Consider the following 17187-nt stretch of genomic DNA (forward strand, 5'->3'; position numbering starts at 1 on the left):
CGGCCGAAACATTCGGGAAGTTCGGACACGACAGTGCACTGAAGGCCTACAGGTAAAGTCCCGAGTCCCCCATACAGCAGCTGAACAGCAGATTCCGATGCGGCAAAACTACCGGGCAATAACAACGCGCTCAAACGGGAAAACATTCAGCAAGTTTCAGAAAACAGCAAAAAAGTCATAACCAATAAAGAATGTAACGTCCAATACCTGTCACCGGACATGTCATTGACGTACCCGCCGTAAGTGCGCCTCGAACAAACAAAGACATTGAGACGTCAATAAGGCGTCATCTACTGACTAATGAGATAAGACAGAACGTAAGTAACAAGAATTCGCTGACGAGCGACGGTCAGATGTCGGACGGATACCGGTGAACAATCCGACACGGTCAAATCCGGAAACAATCGCGAATGACGCCGTTCGCTGCAACGATCTGACAGCGGCGAAAAAGACCGCAGCCCCGAAGGGCTGCGCAGGGACTCAGGACAGCGGCTTTTCGCCGTACCAGCGGGGCGTGTAGACCCAGTCGCCACCTTCGGCGCGGGGGAATGTGCAGGTCGTGGACGAGCCAATCAGCACCATGGTGCGCATGTCCACCTGATCCGGGGTCAACGCGCCCAATGTGGTGGTGCGCAGGGTCTGGCCCGGCCGGCCGATGTCCCGCCCCAGCACCACAGGCGTCTCAGGCGTGCGGTGTTGCGCGACGATTTCCAGCGCGCGGCCCAATTGCCACGGACGGGCGCGGGAGATCGGGTTATAGAACGCCAACGCCAGATCGGCCTCAGCGGCCAGGTCCAGGCGCTTCTCGATGATCGACCACGGCTTGAGGTTGTCCGACAGCGACATCACGCAGAAGTCATGCCCCAGCGGCGCACCGGCCTGCGCTGCGGTAGCCAGCGAGGCGGAGACGCCCGGCAGGATTTGCAGATCGACGCTGTGCCAGGCCGGATCATCCGACTCGTGCAACGCTTCGAGCACTGCCGCCGCCATGGCGAACACCCCCGGATCGCCGGACGACACCACGATCACCGAACGCCCCTGCGCGGCCAGCCGGAAGGCGTGGCGGGCACGCTGCATTTCTTCACGGTTGTCGGTGCAGTGCTGCACTTGATCGTCGCGAAACGGCCCGGCCATGCGCACATAAGTTTCGTAGCCGAGCACATCGGTAGCGCGCGCCAGTTCGGCTTTGACGGCGGGCACCATCAGCTCTGCCGCGCCGGGCCCCAGGCCAATCACCGCCAGACGTCCCCGTGGGCGCCCGATTTGCGCGATGTCCAGCGGCTGTTCGGCAACAGCGATCGCCAGCCCGCCCACCTCAGTGACCCTGGCCCCTGGCAGTGCACTGCGCGCCACTGCTGCGGTGCCGTTTTGTGCCGCCACAAAACGCAGCGGCACACCCAGTACCAAAGCCGCTTCACGCAAATCCGCCGAGGCCATTTCGCTGTCAGCCGCCACCAGGCAGGCCAACGCTTGCACTGCGACGTTCGCTTGCTGCAACGCCGCGCGCACGGCATTCGGCAGATCGCCGACAGCGCCTGTCACCGCCGCCGCAACGCTGCGCGGGTAGATCAACAATTCATGGGCGCTCGCGGCACGCTCGGCACTGCTGATGTGGATCGAGCGCTGCGCCTGCGGATTTTCCGGTAACTGCGCCTGTTCCAGCCACGGCGCCGCGCCTTCGATACGCACGCTGTGCCCGGCCAGCAGATCCGAGACAAACCGCTTGCCCAGCTCCAGGTCCGCCAAGGCATAGCCGCTCGGCGGATTGAGCAGGCAGGTGCCGAAGCGCAACTCGCCACTGGTGGTGATCGCCGGGGCCACTTGCAGCCCGGCCGCAATCTCGCGGGCCATGACGTTCACCCCGCCGAGGCCGCCAAGCAGCGGCACCACGGCGCTGCCGTCTTCCGCAACGGCGAGCACCGCAGGCTCGGCGCCCTTCTCCAGCAGCAGCGGCGCCAGGGTGCGGATGACGATGCCGGCCGCGCACAGGGCAATGATCGGTGTGTCCTGCTGATACAACTCACGCAGGGTTGAGCCGAACTCCTGATAGGTGCGATCGGCGCCCTCGACCCGCCCGGCCAGGCCGTGGATCTGCGCGGCGGGATAGACCTGCTGGATGCGCAGGGCAGTGGCCAGGCTGCCCTGACCGAGGATAACGATGGCGGGTGTTGAAGGATTCATCAGCCTTGCCACCGTTCGCCCGGGACGATGATCAGCGAGAAGTACGGCGAGGACATGGGCTCGACCTGATCCAGCGGCACGATCTTCTGATTGGCCATGGTCGCGCGCTCGACGTACAGCGCCCGCTCGGCCAGACCGAGCTCTTCGAGCACCTGTCGGACTTTCGGAAAGTTGCGTCCCAGCTTCATGATCACTGCTGCGTCGGCGTCGGCAAGACGACGCTTCAGATCATCATGCGGCAGCACGCCGGACAGCACCGACAGGCTCTGGTTGCGATACACCAGCGGCGCACCGAGCACCGAAGCGCCGCCGAGCATCGAACACACGCCCGGCACCACTTCGGCTTCGTAACGCGTAGACAGACGGTCATGCAGATACATGTAGGAGCCGTAGAAGAACGGATCGCCTTCGCAGATCACCGCCACATCGCGACCGGCATCCAGATGCGCGGCCACCGTCTCGGCGGCTTCGTCGTAGAAATCGCTGATCACTTGCTCGTACGACAGCGGTGCCGGCAACACTTCAGTGGTCACCGGGTACACCAGCGGCAGCAGATTCTGCGCGTCTTGCAGGTGCGCCTCGATGATGCCGAAGGCGTTGCCTTTCTTGCCCTTGGCGACGAAGTACGCCACCACCGGCGATTCGCGCAACAGACGCAAGGCTTTCACGGTGATCAACTCCGGATCACCCGGACCGACGCCCAGACCGATCAAACGTCCTTTGGCCTGCATCATTCGATCTCCGTGGCGAGAGCATTCACCGCTGCGGCGGCCATGGCGCTGCCGCCCAGGCGGCCCTGCATGATCACGAACGGTACACCGCGACTGTCAGCCGCGAGCGCCGCTTTCGATTCCGCCGCACCCACGAAACCCACCGGGAAGCCGAGGATCAACGCTGGTTTCGGCGCACCGGCGTCGAGCATTTCCAGCAGATAGAACAGCGCGGTCGGCGCGTTGCCGATCACCACCACACTGCCTTCCAGGTGTGGACGCCAGAGTTCCAGCGCCGCGGCGGAACGGGTGTTGCCCAGCTCACGGGCCAGCGCCGGGACGCTGTCGTCGCGCAGGGTGCAGATCACTGGGTTGTTGGCCGGCAGGCGGGCACGGGTCACGCCTTCGCAGACCATCCGTGCATCACACAGGATCGGCGCACCGGCCGCCAGCGCATCGCGCCCGGCCTTGCCTGCGCCTTCGGAGAACTGCAGACCATCGACGGCCTCGACCATGCCGCAGGCGTGGATCACCCGCACTGCAAGTTTTTCCAGGTCGGCCGGGATGCGCGCCAGATTGGCCTCGCTGCGAATGATCGCGAAGGAGTTGCGATAGATCTCCTGACCGTCGCGGATGTAATCAAGCATCAAGGGGGCTCCGTGAGCGGGCGTCGAGCAGGGTCGCGGCCGCTTCAATAGTAAGGTTGCGTGCGTGCAGCGTGCCGAAACCCGGCCGTGCTGCATCGCGAAAATAAAGGTCGTAATGACCGCTGCCGACCGCCAGCAACGTCGCCGGAGCAGCGTGCGCAGCGGCGCAGGAACGCGGACAGCCGGACAGGTGCACATCAAGCGCTCGCGGCAACAACGTCGCCAGCAGACGGGCATCGCGCTTGGTATCGGCCAGACCTTTGCCGCAGCCGCTGGATCCCGTGCAGGCGATCAGGCGCGACAAGGGCTCGCTGGCCAGGGTCAACAGGTTGAGTTGCTCCAGACTACGGAGCACGTACGCGGCGTCACTCGCCTTGACGTTGGGCAACAACAGGCTTTGCCACGGTGTGAAACGCAGGCTGCCATCGCCGAAGTCGCGGGCCAGTTGTGCGGCGCCGCGCAGCATGCCCGGGTCGAGACGACCGAGCGCCGGCACCGCGCCTACGTATGTCAGGTCGCTGTTGTGCTGCGAATGAGCGCCGATGTGCAGCGCAGCGGCGGCCGGCATGCGTTGCCAGTCGCCGATCGCCTTGATCGGCAAGCGTGCAGCGAGCTGTTCGACAAATACCGACAGCGGCAACTCTTCGAGCAAGTGCCGCATGCGCGTCTGCTCTGGCCGTGCCCGTTCAAGGAACAGCTCCAGCACCGAGACCACCAGCGCATGGCCGTTTTCCAGCGCCACGGCGCCGACCGCACGATCTGTCGGGCACCCGGCCAGACCGAACGCCAGCAGCGTTTTGCCCTCGCGCTCGAACGCCGCCAGCCACAGGTCATGTGGATGTTCGAGCATCGCCAGCGCTTCACCACCGTCCAGTTGCACGGCGAACTTGGCACTCAACTCGTGGAAGCGCGGATGGCTTTGCAGGGTGTCGAGGATCTGCCCGGCGAGGGCGCGCGTATCCAGACACATCTGCCGGTCGATCCCCGCGGCGGGGCTGAGCATCAGGTTGCGCACGTCGTCGCCGGCCGCGGTTCGCGGCCCGAGACCGGCGTCCAGCAAGCTGTCAATCAATGCAGCAGACTGTCCGCCGATGCCGCGAATCTGCAGATTGGCGCGGTTGGTCGCCTCGATCGCGCTGCTGGCGAAACGCTCGGCGGCATCGGCCACTGCATCAGCCTGATCGGCGCTGATCGAACCGCCATTGAGCTTGATCCGGCAGATACCGCCATCCAGTGCCTGGACGATACGCAACAACCCCGGACAAGCCGAGGGGCGTAGAGCGGTGGACATTGGGCGTTCGTTCAAGGGATGACCGACTGGCTGGCAGCGCTGTGAGGGGCGAAAGGTCGCCATTATGCCTGCTTTGCCCAAGCGCATGAAAATGCCTGCCGGTCGGAATCCTCGCCCTAACGATAAATACCTGAGCCCGCCGGCTCTCAGAGCTCGTGTTCCTCCAGCTTGAACGGAATGTCACGAATGGCCAACGCCAGCCTTTCACGATTGGCGTCCATTGCCCGACGGTTGATCACCAGTCTTCTGGCGCGGATATCCAGTTGAGACATTGGCTGATGGATCTGCCAGAAGAGATACGTTGTGCGCATGACCGATTTGATAAACCTGATCTGACTGAGCACCACCACCAGCTCACCATTGGCGCCATAGCGCACCGGCACGATGTGGGACTTATGTGTCTTGACACTCGAGCCTGCGAACTTGGCCAGCAACAGTGCATCTTTTTCGAGTGCAGCGTGTGCCGCCTCAACCTGTGCCAGCTGAGACCGCGTAACCAGACGTGCGGCCGACATCATCCAGGCTTGCTGTACGCTCCCGGAAAACTGCGGCTGAACAAACTCGACAGGCTCTTCATCAAAACTCCAGCCATACGACCAGAGTACGCCGACATAGTAGTCGAACCATTCACCTGGATTCTTATCGCTGTCATAAAGCTTATTCGCCTTGAAGGAGGCGAGAAATATGCAGTTATTGAAAAAGTTTCTGTCGACTACCGCCTGCTTTTCAAAGCCGGTCACCAACGTATCGTTCATTACTACTGCATGCCAACTGCCCGCTTCCATGCGCAACTCAGTATCCATACTGATTCTTTCCCTATTAAATAAAATAAAACACACTGAAAGCCCAAGAGTATTCAGAACTTCAAAATCTCAACCAAGGCAAACTAACAAAGTTGAAGCCTCGAATAATTGATTTTTATAAACCTCATGTATCTGGTGCGTTCCTCCCTTCGCCACCGATAGACCTGAGTCAGATCAAAGCCACCGCGCTATCATGTCGACCTTCAAGATGTACTCGGAACAGAGGAACGGCATGACACCCTGGCTGACGGTTGTGGGAATCGGTGAGGACGGCTTCAAGGGCCTGGGCAAAAACGCCCGGCGTGCCCTGCTGGGCGCCGCGCGGATCATTGGCGGCCAGCGACAGCTGGACTTGCTGCCAGTGTGCATTCGCGGCGCACGCGAATTGTGGCCGAGCCCGTTTTCCCTCGCGCCGGCATTGGCGCGCCGTGGCGAAGCGGTCTGCGTGCTCGCCAGCGGTGATCCGATGTTCTATGGCGTCGGCGCGAGCCTGGCGCGGCAGGTGCCGAGCGACGAGATGCTGATCCTGCCTGCGCCGTCTTCCTGTGCGCTGGCAGCGGCTCGCCTCGGCTGGCCGCTGCAAGAAATCGTAACGCTGTCGCTGGTGGCCCGGCCATTGGCCGCGCTGAATGCACAGTTGTCCAGCGGTGTGCGCCTGTTGTTGCTGAGCAATGACGGGCTGAGCCCGGCAGCGGTCGCGGCGTTGTTGCGCGAGCGCGGTTTTGGCGGCAGTCGCATCAGCGTTCTGGAGCATCTGGGCGGCGATGCCGAACGGCGCACCGACGGCATCGCCAATGACTGGAGCGACCCGCCGATTGCCGATCTGAATGTGATCGCCATCGAATGCCTGGCCGACGCCGAGGCTCCACGGCTGTCGCGACTCGCGGGCCTGCCCGACTCGGCCTTCCGCCACGACGGCCAACTGACCAAGCGTGACGTGCGCGCGATCACCCTCGCCCGCCTCGCCCCGACGCCCGGTGAACTGCTCTGGGACGTCGGCGCCGGCAGTGGCTCGATCGGCATTGAATGGATGCGCACGCATCCGAGTTGCCGGGCGCTGGCCGTCGAGGCCGATGACGGTCGTCAGCAACTGATCGAACACAATCGCGATGCGCTGGGCGTGCCGGGGCTGCAGCTGATTCGCGGTAAGGCACCGCAGGCCCTCGCCGGGCTGGAGCGCCCCGACGCGATCTTCATCGGCGGCGGCGTGACCCGCGAAGGGGTCTTCGAGACCTGTTGGGAACAGCTCAAACCCGGTGGCCGGCTGGTCGCCAACGCCGTGACCCTGCAAAGTGAACTCGCCCTGATGAACTGGCGCGAGCGCCATGGCGGCGAATTGACCCGCATCCACGTTGCCCAGGCACAGCCGCTTGGCGAGTTCGACACCTGGCGCCAGGCGCTGCCGATCACCTTGCTCGATCTGGTCAAACCTCTCGATGCGTGACGAAACCGCCGAACAACCCGCGCCCCTGCGCAGCGGCCTGACCACCGGTAGCTGTGCCACCGCCACCAGCCTGGCCGCCGCACGCCTGCTGCTCGGCGGTGTCTCGGCGGACGCGGTGCAGATCGTCCTGCCCAAGGGCAAGCAGGTGCAGATGCGCCTGGAATTCTGTCGGTTGACCGAGGGCGGCGCCGAAGCCGGAACGATCAAGGATGCCGGCGACGACCCGGACGTGACCCACGGCGCGTTGCTCTATTCACACGTGCGGCTGCTGGCCGAGCCGGGGGTCCGCTTCATCGCCGGCGCAGGCGTCGGCACCGTGACCCGGCCGGGGCTGGTGCTCGGCGTCGGTGAACCGGCGATCAATCCGGTGCCGCGCAAGATGATCGGCGATCACCTGAACCTGCTTGCCGCCCAAAGCGGTTACGCTGGCGGCTTCGAGGTCACGGTCAACGTCGAGGGCGGTGAAGCGCTGGCGCTGAAAACCATGAATCCGCGTCTGGGCATCCTCGGCGGCCTGTCGATTCTCGGCACCAGCGGCATCGTCCGGCCGTTCTCCTGCGCGGCGTACATCGCCTCGATCCATCAGGGCATCGACGTCGCCAAAACCAACGGCTTCCTGCACATCGCCGCCTGCACCGGCAACGCCAGCGAAGACACCATGCGCCGGGTCTACGACCTGCCGGAAATCGCTCTGATCGAAATGGGCGACTTTGTCGGCGCGGTGCTCAAGCATCTGCGCAAAGTGCCTGTGGATAAACTCAGCCTGTGCGGCGGCTTCGGCAAGATCAGCAAACTGGCGGCCGGGCACATGGACCTGCACTCGCGGCATTCGAGCATCGACTTGCCGCAACTGGCCGAGTGGGCGGCGGCGATCGGCGCCGATGAGGTTTTGCAGCAAGGCATCCGTGCGGCAAACACCAGCCAGCAGGCCTTGGCGATGGCCAGTGCGGCGGGCATCGCGCTGGGGGATGAAGTCTGTCGCCACGCGCTGAATTTCGCCCGCAGCGTGGTGCCGGCGCAGGTGCAGATCGAGGTGTTTGCAATTGATCGTCAGGGCGGCATCGTCGGCCACGCTGGAGGTTTTGCATGAAGCGGATTTTGTTGCTCGGCGGCGTCACCGAAGCGCTGGCCATCGCCCGCACGCTGGGGCCGTCCCACATTTACAGCCTGGCCGGCGTGGGCCGGGTGCCGACTGATCTGACCTGCCAGGTGCGGGTTGGCGGCTACGGCGGTGCAGCAGGCCTGGCGCAGTTCATTCGCGCTGAAGGCATCGACCTGCTGCTGGACGCCACCCACCCGTACGCCGCGCAAATCAGCCACAACGCCGCCAGCGCTGCGCAACTGGCCGGCATCCCCTGCTGGGCCCTGCGCCGCCCGGCGTGGCAGCCGCAACCGGGCGACGACTGGCGAGAGGTCAGCGACTGGGCCGAGCTGATCCGCGCGCTCAAACCGTTCCGCCGCCCGCTGTTTACCCTCGGCCGCGAACCGCTGCAGCACCTCGACGAAATCCCCGCCGAACAGTTCTGGACCCTGCGCGCCCTCGATGTCTATCCCGGCAACGAGCGCTGCGAAGTGATCGGCGCCCGTGGGCCGTTTTTGCTGAAGGATGAGCGCGCGCTGTTCGAACGCCGGCAGATCGATGTGCTGATCAGCAAGAACAGTGGCAGCACCGCGACCGAGCCAAAGCTGGAAGTGGCGCGAGAATTGGGGGTGCCGGTGCTGGTGTTGAAGCGGCCGGTGTTGCCGGCGGTTGGTCGGGAGTTTCTGTCGCTTCAGGAAACACTTGTTGCATTGGAGGATATCGCCTTATGAGGCAGTATCCACGACTTGCATGATAAGTAACCTATTTGTTACCTTCAGGGCCAGCCGTGATCACACTCGAAGAATATCTGGAAGAAGACCAATCAAGCCCGTTTGGCCAGTGGATTTCCACTCTGGGTGTACAGGCTGCACTCAAGGTTTCGACTGCCCTGATTCGATTGGAAATGGGCAACACTTCCAATATCAAGTGGTTCGACGGTCTAGGCGAATACAAAATCAATTGGGGCCCAGGGTACAGAATCTACCTGATACAAGAAGGAAAACGGCTGATCATCTTGTTCGGTGGAGGGGATAAATCCACACAGAAAAAAGACATCAAACAGGCGAAGGTATTGATTGCCGAATTTCGATCTCGAAAAAAAGCTGAACAGGACCGGAGGTAATTTATGGTTCTCACTCGAAGCTACAAACATTCAATAGCAGAACGTGCCCAACGTGATCCGGAGTTTGCTCAGGCACTGCTGGATGAGGCCGCGACGCTGTTCCTGAATGGCGAACCAGAAATGGCGAGAATAATTTTGCGGGATCTTGTCAATGCGACTGTAGGCTTCGAAGAGCTTGCAAGGGAGACCGAAAAGCCCAGTAAAAGCCTGCATCGAATGCTGTCAGCCAAAGGCAACCCGAGCATGGACAACCTGGCCAAAATATTTTCGGTAATCCGCGCTACGCTTGGTGTGGATATGCAGGTTCATGCCGTACCTGTGAATTGACCAAGTCATTGAAAAAAAACGTGCGACACCAAACCGCACGACGTCTTTTTACTTATCGGCCCTGATCAGGCTAAATAGCCGCGCCTGATCGCCCACCCAACGGATCTGTCCCATGAACCGACACCGGCTAGCCATTGCCTGGATCGCCTGCTTTGCAGTGCTGTTCAACATGCTCGCCATGCCGATGACCGGAGCGATGGCGCAGGCGGCCAATTCACCGGCCGAACAATTGCTGTGGAGCAGTTTCTGCACCGGCAGCGGGACGAAGATGGTGGCGATCAACATCGGCACCCCGGAGCAGAAAGCCCCGTCCAATGACACCCATTCCAACATGCAGCATTGCTGGTGCTGCTCGGGCTCAGCGCCATTGGTGGCGTTGCCGGGTCATACACCGCAGCTGTATTTCGCCCGCTATGCAAGCAATCGCAGCGTGGCGCCGCCCTCGTTGCAAACACCGACACCGCGCCAGCAATGGCCGAGCCTCAATCCCCGCGCCTCGCCTCTGGTTTGATTTGTTCTCGCAATTGACCTGCGTATCAAATCGTTTTGGAGAACTGCCATGTTGAACAAATTCTTCGTCATCGCTGCGCTGTTGCTGCCGGCGTGCTTCGCCCATGCCCACGAATACAAGGCGGGCGAGCTGGAAATCGCTCACCCGTGGTCGCAGGAGCTACCGCCCAACGCGCCGACCGTCGCCGCTTACTTCGTGATCAGCAATCCCGGCAAGACAGACGACCGCTTGCTCAGCGTCGATTCGCCAATCACAGACCAAGCGCAGTTGCACGAGCATGTGATGCAGGGCGACCTGATGAAAATGCAGCAGGTGCCCAATGTCGTGATCCCGGCCGGCGGCAAGGTGACGTTCGCGCCAATGGCTTATCACGTGATGCTGCTCAACCCGAAAGACCGCAACCTGCTCAGCGACGGCAAACGCTTCCCGCTGACCCTGCATTTCGAGAAGGCCGGTGACGTGACGGTCGAGGTCGCGGTGCAGAAGAAGCCGCCGCAAGAAACCCAGGCGCACGATCACGCCCAGTAACCGATCCGGCTGACCACGCCCGTGCGCCCGCAACGCGCCGGGGCGTCCCGCCTGCACCGCCAGAGCCAGACTCTGACCCGCGGTAGCTGGATCGCCCTGTTCGCCATGTTGATGATCTTCATCGGCCCCCTGATTTCTCAGTCGATGCCGATGGATCAGCACGCCTCGACTTCCATGCCAATGAGCATGGACATGTCGATGGACATGCCCGGCATGGACCATTCCGCGCACGGCGCACAACCGGCTGCCGAACACTGTCCGCCGCAATCCTCGCACCACGCCCTGTGGGAAAAGTGCGGTTATTGCAGCCTGCTGTTCAACTGCCCGGCGCTGACCGGTGGCGGCAGCTTCGCGACGTTCAGCATCGCTCACGTCAACACCTTCATCCCGTCCTCCCCGCGCCTGGGCCATGCCCGGCAAACCTTCTTCCCCGGCGCCCGCACCCGCGCTCCGCCCATCCTCGCGTAAACACCGCACCTTTGATTGCACACGGTTGAGAAGACAGCTTCAGGCTGCCGGCCGTGTCGTTTACGACTGTTTGATGGAAATTGTCATGTCCAGGTTTTCCGCTGTTCCACGCTTGAGCGCAGCTCAGGCGTCCTTCGCCTTGAACGAATCGCGCATTCGTTTCTCGCACGCTACCGCCGTCCTTTGCGGCGTCCTGCTGTCCCCGCTGGCGCTGGCTGATGACCACGCCGGGCACAACGAAGAACTCAGCCCGACGGTGATCACCGCAATCGCCCCCAGCTCGCCGCTGACCATCGTCACCAACCCCAAGGACCCGCGCCAGCCGGTACCCGCCAGCGACGGCGGCGATTACCTGAAGACCATTCCGGGCTTTGCCCTGGTGCGCAATGGCGGTACCAACGGCGATCCGGTACTGCGCGGCATGTTCGGTTCGCGCCTGAATATCCTCACCAACGGCAGCATGCTGCTCGGTGCCTGCCCCGGCCGCATGGATGCACCGACCTCGTACATCTCGCCGGAAACCTACGACAAACTCACGGTGATCAAAGGCCCGCAAACCGTGCTCTGGGGCCCGGGCGCGTCGGCCGGCACGGTGCTCTTCGACCGTGAACCGGAAAGCTTCGGCGAACTCGGCACCCGGGTGAACGCGAGCGTGCTGGCCGGCTCCAACGGGCGCTTCGACAAAGTGGTTGATGCTGCCGCCGGCGGGCCGTTGGGCTACGTGCGGGTGATCGGCAACACCGCGCACTCCGACGACTATCGCGACGGCAACAACGACACCGTGCCGTCGCGCTACGACAAGTGGAACGGTGACATCGCCGTCGGCTGGACCCCGGACGCCGACACCCTGATCGAACTCACCGCCGGCAAAGGCGACGGCGAAGCGCGTTACGCCGGACGCGGCATGGACGGTTCGCAGTTCCTGCGTGAAAGCCTCGGACTGCGCTTCGAGAAATCCAACATCACTGACGTGCTGGAGAAACTCGAAGCGCAGGTCTACTACAACTACGCCGACCACGTGATGGACAACTACACCCTGCGCACGCCGTCCGGCACCGGGATGATGGCCGGGCCGATGGCGTCCAACGTCGACCGCCGCACCCTCGGCGCGCGGATCAAGGCGACCTGGCGCTGGGCCGATATCCAGTTGATCACCGGCCTCGATGCGCAGACCAACGAACACCGCCAGCGCAGCGGCATGGGCATCGACACCTACAAGGATCAGCCGTACACCAAGGACGCCGATTTCCATAACTACGGCGTGTTCAGCGAAATGACCTGGTACGCCGCTGACCGTGATCGCCTGATTACCGGTGCCCGTGTCGACCGCGCCTCGGCCAAGGATTACCGACAGAGCATTGGCTCCGGGATGATGAGCCGCCCGAACCCGACCGCCGACGACACCCGCGCCGACACCCTGCCCAGCGGCTTCGTGCGTTACGAGCATGACCTCGCTGACAGCCCAACCACGCTCTATGCCGGCCTCGGCCACGCGCAGCGCTTCCCGGATTACTGGGAGCTGTTTTCGCCCAAGTCAGGCCCGGCCGGTTCGGTGAACGCTTTCGATTCGATCAAACCGGAAAAGACCACCCAGTTCGACTTCGGCGTGAACTACAAGAGTGCCGACCTTGAGGCCTGGGCCTCGGGCTACATCGGCGTGGTGCGCGACTACATCCTGTTCGACTACACGCCGACGATGATGGGCATGAGCACCTCCCGCGCACAAAACATCGACGCACGGATCATGGGCGGCGAACTCGGCGCTGCGTACAAGCTCACCGACAACTGGAAAGCCGACGCGACCCTGGCCTATGCCTGGGGCAAAAACAGCAGCGACGGCAAAGCCCTGCCGCAAATGCCGCCGCTGGATGCGCGTTTCGGCCTCACCTACAGCGAAGACAACTGGAGCGCCGGCGCGCTGTGGCGCGTGGTCGCGGCGCAAAACCGCATCGACCAGAACAAGGGCAACGTAGTCGGCAAGGACTACGACAAGAGCGGCGGCTTTGGCGTGTTCTCGCTCAACGGCGCCTACCGGATCAACAAGAACTGGAAGGTCAGCACCGGCGTCGACAACCTGTTCGGCAAGGCTTATGCCGAGCACCTGAACCTGGCGGGCAACGCCGGTTTCGGCTACCCGGCCAACGACCCGCAAGCGATCAATGAACCGGGGCGCACGCTCTGGACCAAGGTCGACATGAGTTTCTGACAAAGAGGCACACCCTGCCTTTGCAGGAGCGGGCTTGCTCGCGAAGCGGTGTATCAGGCGCCAACAATGTTGAGCGTGCCGCCGTCTTCGCGAGCAAGCCCGCTCCCACAGGAGTGCAGCGGTGACGCTACCGATACAGAACAACTAAAAGATCCAAGCCAAGCGGAGCACACGTGATGCAAAAGCCCAAAGCGAATTTCTACAACCTGGCCTGGCGTTGGCATTTTTACGCTGGGCTATTCGTCGCCCCTTTCATGGTGATGCTGGCCCTGACCGGCATCATCTACCTGTTCAAACCGCAACTCGATTCACTGATGTACAGCAGCTTGCTCAAAGTACCGGCCGGGCATCACACGGTGCCGGCCGATGACCTGCTGCAACGGGTGAAAAGCGCTTATCCACAGGGCCAGATCACCCAGTACCTGCCGCCAGCGAATGCCGAACGCAGCGCGCAATTCGTGGTGAAAAACGAAGGTCACGAACTCAACGTGTTCATCGATCCGTACCACGGCGATATCCTCGGCGAGCAGGATGCCAGGCAGAACCTGCAGGCCATCGCCCGTGCGATTCACGGCGAACTGATGATCGGCACCGTCGGTGACCGCTTGATCGAACTCGCCGCCGGTTGGGGCGTAGTGCTGGTGGTGTCGGGGGTGTTTCTGTGGTGGCCGCGAGGTCAGTCCGCCGGGATTCTGTGGCCGCGACTGAACAGCCGCGGGCGCGTGCTATGGCGTGATCTGCATGCGGTCACCGGGTTCTGGGGCGCGGCGCTGCTGCTGGTGATGCTGCTCAGTGGCATGACCTGGACCGGGTTCTGGGGCAAGCAGTACGCCCAGGTGTGGAACGTGTTCCCGGCCGCCATGTGGAACAACGTGCCAACCTCCGACGTCGAGGCCGGCAGCCTCAACAATGCCGCGCGCCAGACCGTGCCGTGGGCGATGGAAAACACGCCGATGCCGATGTCCGGCGACCATGCCGAGCACATGGCCCACGGCGGCATGCAGCACGGCCCTGCCGCGCCCGCCATCAGCCTGCAAGCGGTGCAGGACATCGCAATTGAACGCAAGGTCGAGCCGGGCTACAGCATCACCCTGCCGACCACCGCCACCGGGGTGTTCACCATCGCCGTATTCGCCGACGATCCGCGCAACGACGCCACCCTGCATGTCGATCAGTACACCGGCAAGGTCCTCGCCGATGTGCGTTTCGAGCAGTACGGCGCGGTGGCGCGGGCCACGGAAATCGGCGTAATGCTGCACGAAGGCAAGATGTTCGGCACCTTCAACCAGATCGTCGTGTTGCTGATCTGCCTGATGATTCTGCTCAGCGCCGTCAGCGGTGTGGTGATCTGGTGGAAGCGCCGCCCGCAGGGCAAGTTCGGCGTGCCGCCGCTACGTCATGACCTGCCGAAATGGAAAACCGGCGTGGCAATCATGCTGGTGCTGGCGGTGATTTTTCCGCTGGTGGGGGCTTCGCTGGTGGCGGTCTGGTTGCTGGATCGAGTGCTGTTGTCGCGTCTGGGGCGCCAACCTGAATCTGCCTCAACTTCATCATGAAACAGGCGAGATGCGCATTTTAGACAGTTCTTTAAACTGCCGGCTCTTATAAGCCGGCATTTTTTAGTGTTACTGTATAACCCATATTTGCCACTCTGCCCGCGGCCAAAAGCTGCGGGCTTTCTTTTGAAGAAGTGATTCACCACCCCGATGAACAAGTACCTCTTGTCCAGCCTCTGCCTGTTCGCCCTGAACCACGCCAATGCCGACAGCCAACCGCTGACGCTGCCCACCGGCACCATCAGCGCACCGGCCATTGACGACGAAAGCGTCAGCCTGACCACGCCGACCACCGCCGGTTCACGCCTGAACCTCAGCGCCATGGAAACCCCGGCCAGCGTCGAAAGCCTCAGTGGCGAACAAGTGCGTGCCCGGGGCGATCGCAGCGTGCAGGACGCCGTGTCGCGCAGCACCGGCATCAGCCGCACCGGTACCCCAGGCGATGGCGGCACCTCGTTGCAGGCACGCGGTTTTACCGGGCAGAGTTCGGTGATGCAGTTGTATGACGGCAACCGGATGTACACCGGCATGGGCACCGCGACCTTCCCGGTCGACACCTGGTCGGTGGAGCGCGTCGATGTGCTGCGCGGCCCGGCCTCGGTGCTGTACGGCGAAGGCGCGACCGGTGCGGTGGTCAACGTGATTGCGAAGAAACCGTTCAGCGGCGAAATCGAAAACCATCTGCGCGTCGGCTACGGCTCATATGATCGTCAGCAGCAGGCGTTCGACAGCGGTGGTTCGCTGACCGATACCCTGAGCTATCGCCTCAATCTCAATCGCCTGCGCAGCAACGGCTGGATCGATCGCGGCGACTCCTCCAGCGACTTCATCAGCGCCGCCGTGCGCTGGCAGGCTACCGATGATCTGGCTTTCACCCTCGCCCATGACTACGGGGACCAGCGGCCACAAAACTACTTCGGCACGCCACTGATCAACGGCCGGCTGCAAGACAGCCTGCGCAACAAGAACTACAACGTGCGCGACGACAAGCAGCACTACAACGACCAATGGACGCGCCTGACCACTGACTGGCAGATCAACGATGCGCTCAGCGCCAGCAACCAACTGTATTACCTCAAGGCCCAACGCCGCTGGCAGAACGCCGAGAACTACAACTTCGACACCACCACTCAACAACTCAGTCGCAGCGGTTACTTCGGTATCGGCCACCAACAGGAGCAGGTCGGGGACCGCCAGACCTTCACCTTCAAGCACTCGCTGTTCGGCCTCGACAGCCAGACCGTGACCGGCGTCGATTACAACCGCATCCGCTTCCAGCTCAACAGCAACTCGCCGTTCAACGACGTGTTGCCGAACGGCCAGGCGCTGGACCTGTATCACCCGCAACCGGGCGACTTCGAAAGCGCCAACCCGTACCGTGATCAGTTCGACAGCACCACGAAACAGATGTCGCTGTTCGCCGAAAACCGCACGCAACTCAGCGAGCGTTGGTCGCTGGTAACCGGTGTACGCCGCGATTACGTGCACGTTGATCGCAACAATCTGGTGGACGGCAGCCAGAGCGACAAGACCCTGACCGGCAACAACTGGAAGGCCGGACTAGTATTTGCGCTGACGCCCGAGACCTCGTTTTACGCTCAGGTCGCGACCAGCACTGACGGTATCGGCGGCCTGATATCCCTGAGCCCCAGCCAGCAGCAGTACGACCTGTCGACCGCACGCCAGACCGAGATCGGCATGAAGCAGTTGTTCTGGGATCAGCGCGGCGAGTTCACCCTGGCGGCCTATCGCATCGTCAAAAAGAAGCTGCTGACGGACGATCCGGGCAACCCGACGCTCAAGCAGCAAGTCGGCCAGCAATCCACCAATGGCCTGGAAGCCAGCCTCGACCTGCAATTGCCCCACGCCTGGCAACTGCAGGCCAACGCTGCAGTCGTCAAAGCCAAGTACGATGACTTCTCCGAAGTGGTGAATGGGCAAACCCTGTCGTATAACGGCAACCGCCCGGTGGACGTGCCACGGCGCACCGCCAATCTGTGGCTGAACAAAAAACTCAGCGATGACCTGAAGGCCGGTGCCGGCGTGCGTTACGTCGATGCGCGCTACGCCGACATGGCCAACCGCAACGAGCTGCCGAGCTACACCGTGGTCGATGCCACGCTGTCGTGGCAAGCCTTGCGCAACACCACGCTGGGCCTGCAGGTGAACAATCTGTTTGACCGCCAATATGCGCAAAGCCAATACAATGAAGGCCAGCAATGGATTCTCGGCGAGCCGAGATCATTCTTCGTCACCGCGGATTACACCTTTTGATGTACCGGCGCCTTCGCGAGCAGGCTCGCTCCCACAT

At 62.4% G+C, this 17187-nt stretch carries 16 protein-coding genes; 11 read left to right on the plus strand and 5 right to left on the minus strand.

The annotated features are described in order from the left end of the window. Window positions 1-480: 480 nt before the first annotated feature. The 5 genes from cobJ to U862_RS0118465 form a co-directional block, all read right to left on the minus strand. On the minus strand, window positions 481-2181 hold the full coding sequence (gene cobJ, locus U862_RS0118445; protein ID WP_025111772.1) for a precorrin-3B C(17)-methyltransferase: 1701 nt from the start codon (window positions 2179-2181) through the stop codon (window positions 481-483). Further along, entirely contained in the window at window positions 2181-2915 is a 735-nt protein-coding gene (locus U862_RS0118450) for a precorrin-2 C(20)-methyltransferase (protein WP_115675182.1), read from the minus strand. Before U862_RS0118450 ends, cobJ begins: the two co-directional genes overlap by 1 nt. Further along, window positions 2912-3538 carry a precorrin-8X methylmutase gene (locus tag U862_RS0118455; RefSeq protein WP_025111774.1) on the minus strand — a complete coding sequence of 209 codons (627 nt, stop codon included), beginning with the start codon at window positions 3536-3538 and terminating at the stop codon, window positions 2912-2914. Before U862_RS0118455 ends, U862_RS0118450 begins: the two co-directional genes overlap by 4 nt. Beyond that, on the minus strand, window positions 3531-4829 hold the full coding sequence (gene cobG / locus U862_RS0118460; RefSeq protein ID WP_025111775.1) for a precorrin-3B synthase: 1299 nt from the start codon (window positions 4827-4829) through the stop codon (window positions 3531-3533). The genes U862_RS0118455 and cobG overlap by 8 nt, the downstream gene beginning before the upstream one ends. A gap of 146 nt (window positions 4830-4975) precedes the next feature. Continuing rightward, window positions 4976-5632 (minus strand): hypothetical protein, encoded by a 657-nt coding sequence (locus U862_RS0118465; RefSeq protein WP_025111776.1) that lies wholly within the window; start codon window positions 5630-5632, stop codon window positions 4976-4978. 232 nt (window positions 5633-5864) lie between these two features. Here U862_RS0118465 and U862_RS0118470 point away from each other — a divergent pair, with 232 nt between their 5' ends. The 11 genes from U862_RS0118470 (at window position 5865) to U862_RS0118520 (ending at window position 17150) form a co-directional block, all read left to right on the plus strand. After that, window positions 5865-7076, plus strand: a complete 1212-nt coding sequence (locus tag U862_RS0118470; RefSeq protein ID WP_025111777.1) for a bifunctional cobalt-precorrin-7 (C(5))-methyltransferase/cobalt-precorrin-6B (C(15))-methyltransferase — start codon at window positions 5865-5867, stop codon at window positions 7074-7076. Further along, the gene (locus U862_RS0118475; RefSeq protein WP_025111778.1) at window positions 7069-8166 is read left to right on the plus strand and encodes a cobalt-precorrin-5B (C(1))-methyltransferase; all 1098 of its coding nucleotides are present in this window, start codon (window positions 7069-7071) and stop codon (window positions 8164-8166) included. Before U862_RS0118470 ends, U862_RS0118475 begins: the two co-directional genes overlap by 8 nt. Further along, entirely contained in the window at window positions 8163-8888 is a 726-nt protein-coding gene (locus U862_RS0118480) for a cobalt-precorrin-6A reductase (RefSeq protein WP_025111779.1), read from the plus strand. Before U862_RS0118475 ends, U862_RS0118480 begins: the two co-directional genes overlap by 4 nt. Before the next feature lie 56 nt (window positions 8889-8944). Then, window positions 8945-9280, plus strand: a complete 336-nt coding sequence (locus tag U862_RS0118485; RefSeq protein WP_025111780.1) for a type II toxin-antitoxin system RelE/ParE family toxin — start codon at window positions 8945-8947, stop codon at window positions 9278-9280. A 3-nt stretch (window positions 9281-9283) separates the two neighbouring features. Next, the gene (locus U862_RS0118490) at window positions 9284-9607 is read left to right on the plus strand and encodes a DNA-binding protein (protein WP_025111781.1); all 324 of its coding nucleotides are present in this window, start codon (window positions 9284-9286) and stop codon (window positions 9605-9607) included. 112 nt (window positions 9608-9719) lie between these two features. Beyond that, window positions 9720-10118 carry a DUF2946 domain-containing protein gene (locus U862_RS0118495; RefSeq protein WP_025111782.1) on the plus strand — a complete coding sequence of 133 codons (399 nt, stop codon included), beginning with the start codon at window positions 9720-9722 and terminating at the stop codon, window positions 10116-10118. A gap of 48 nt (window positions 10119-10166) precedes the next feature. Next, window positions 10167-10646: a copper chaperone PCu(A)C gene (locus U862_RS0118500; RefSeq protein WP_025111783.1), complete on the plus strand. Its 480-nt coding sequence runs from the start codon at window positions 10167-10169 to the stop codon at window positions 10644-10646. A 21-nt stretch (window positions 10647-10667) separates the two neighbouring features. Continuing rightward, on the plus strand, window positions 10668-11114 hold the full coding sequence (locus U862_RS0118505; RefSeq protein ID WP_025111784.1) for a DUF2946 domain-containing protein: 447 nt from the start codon (window positions 10668-10670) through the stop codon (window positions 11112-11114). Between the two features lie 85 nt (window positions 11115-11199). Next, window positions 11200-13320 carry a TonB-dependent copper receptor gene (locus U862_RS0118510; RefSeq protein ID WP_025111785.1) on the plus strand — a complete coding sequence of 707 codons (2121 nt, stop codon included), beginning with the start codon at window positions 11200-11202 and terminating at the stop codon, window positions 13318-13320. Between the two features lie 176 nt (window positions 13321-13496). Continuing rightward, entirely contained in the window at window positions 13497-14876 is a 1380-nt protein-coding gene (locus U862_RS0118515; RefSeq protein WP_025111786.1) for a PepSY domain-containing protein, read from the plus strand. Between the two features lie 150 nt (window positions 14877-15026). Further along, the gene (locus tag U862_RS0118520; RefSeq protein WP_025111787.1) at window positions 15027-17150 is read left to right on the plus strand and encodes a TonB-dependent siderophore receptor; all 2124 of its coding nucleotides are present in this window, start codon (window positions 15027-15029) and stop codon (window positions 17148-17150) included. Window positions 17151-17187 lie beyond the last annotated feature (37 nt).

The sequence above is a fragment of the Pseudomonas sp. H1h genome (genome assembly GCF_000633255.1).
In the GTDB taxonomy this organism is placed as follows: domain Bacteria; phylum Pseudomonadota; class Gammaproteobacteria; order Pseudomonadales; family Pseudomonadaceae; genus Aquipseudomonas.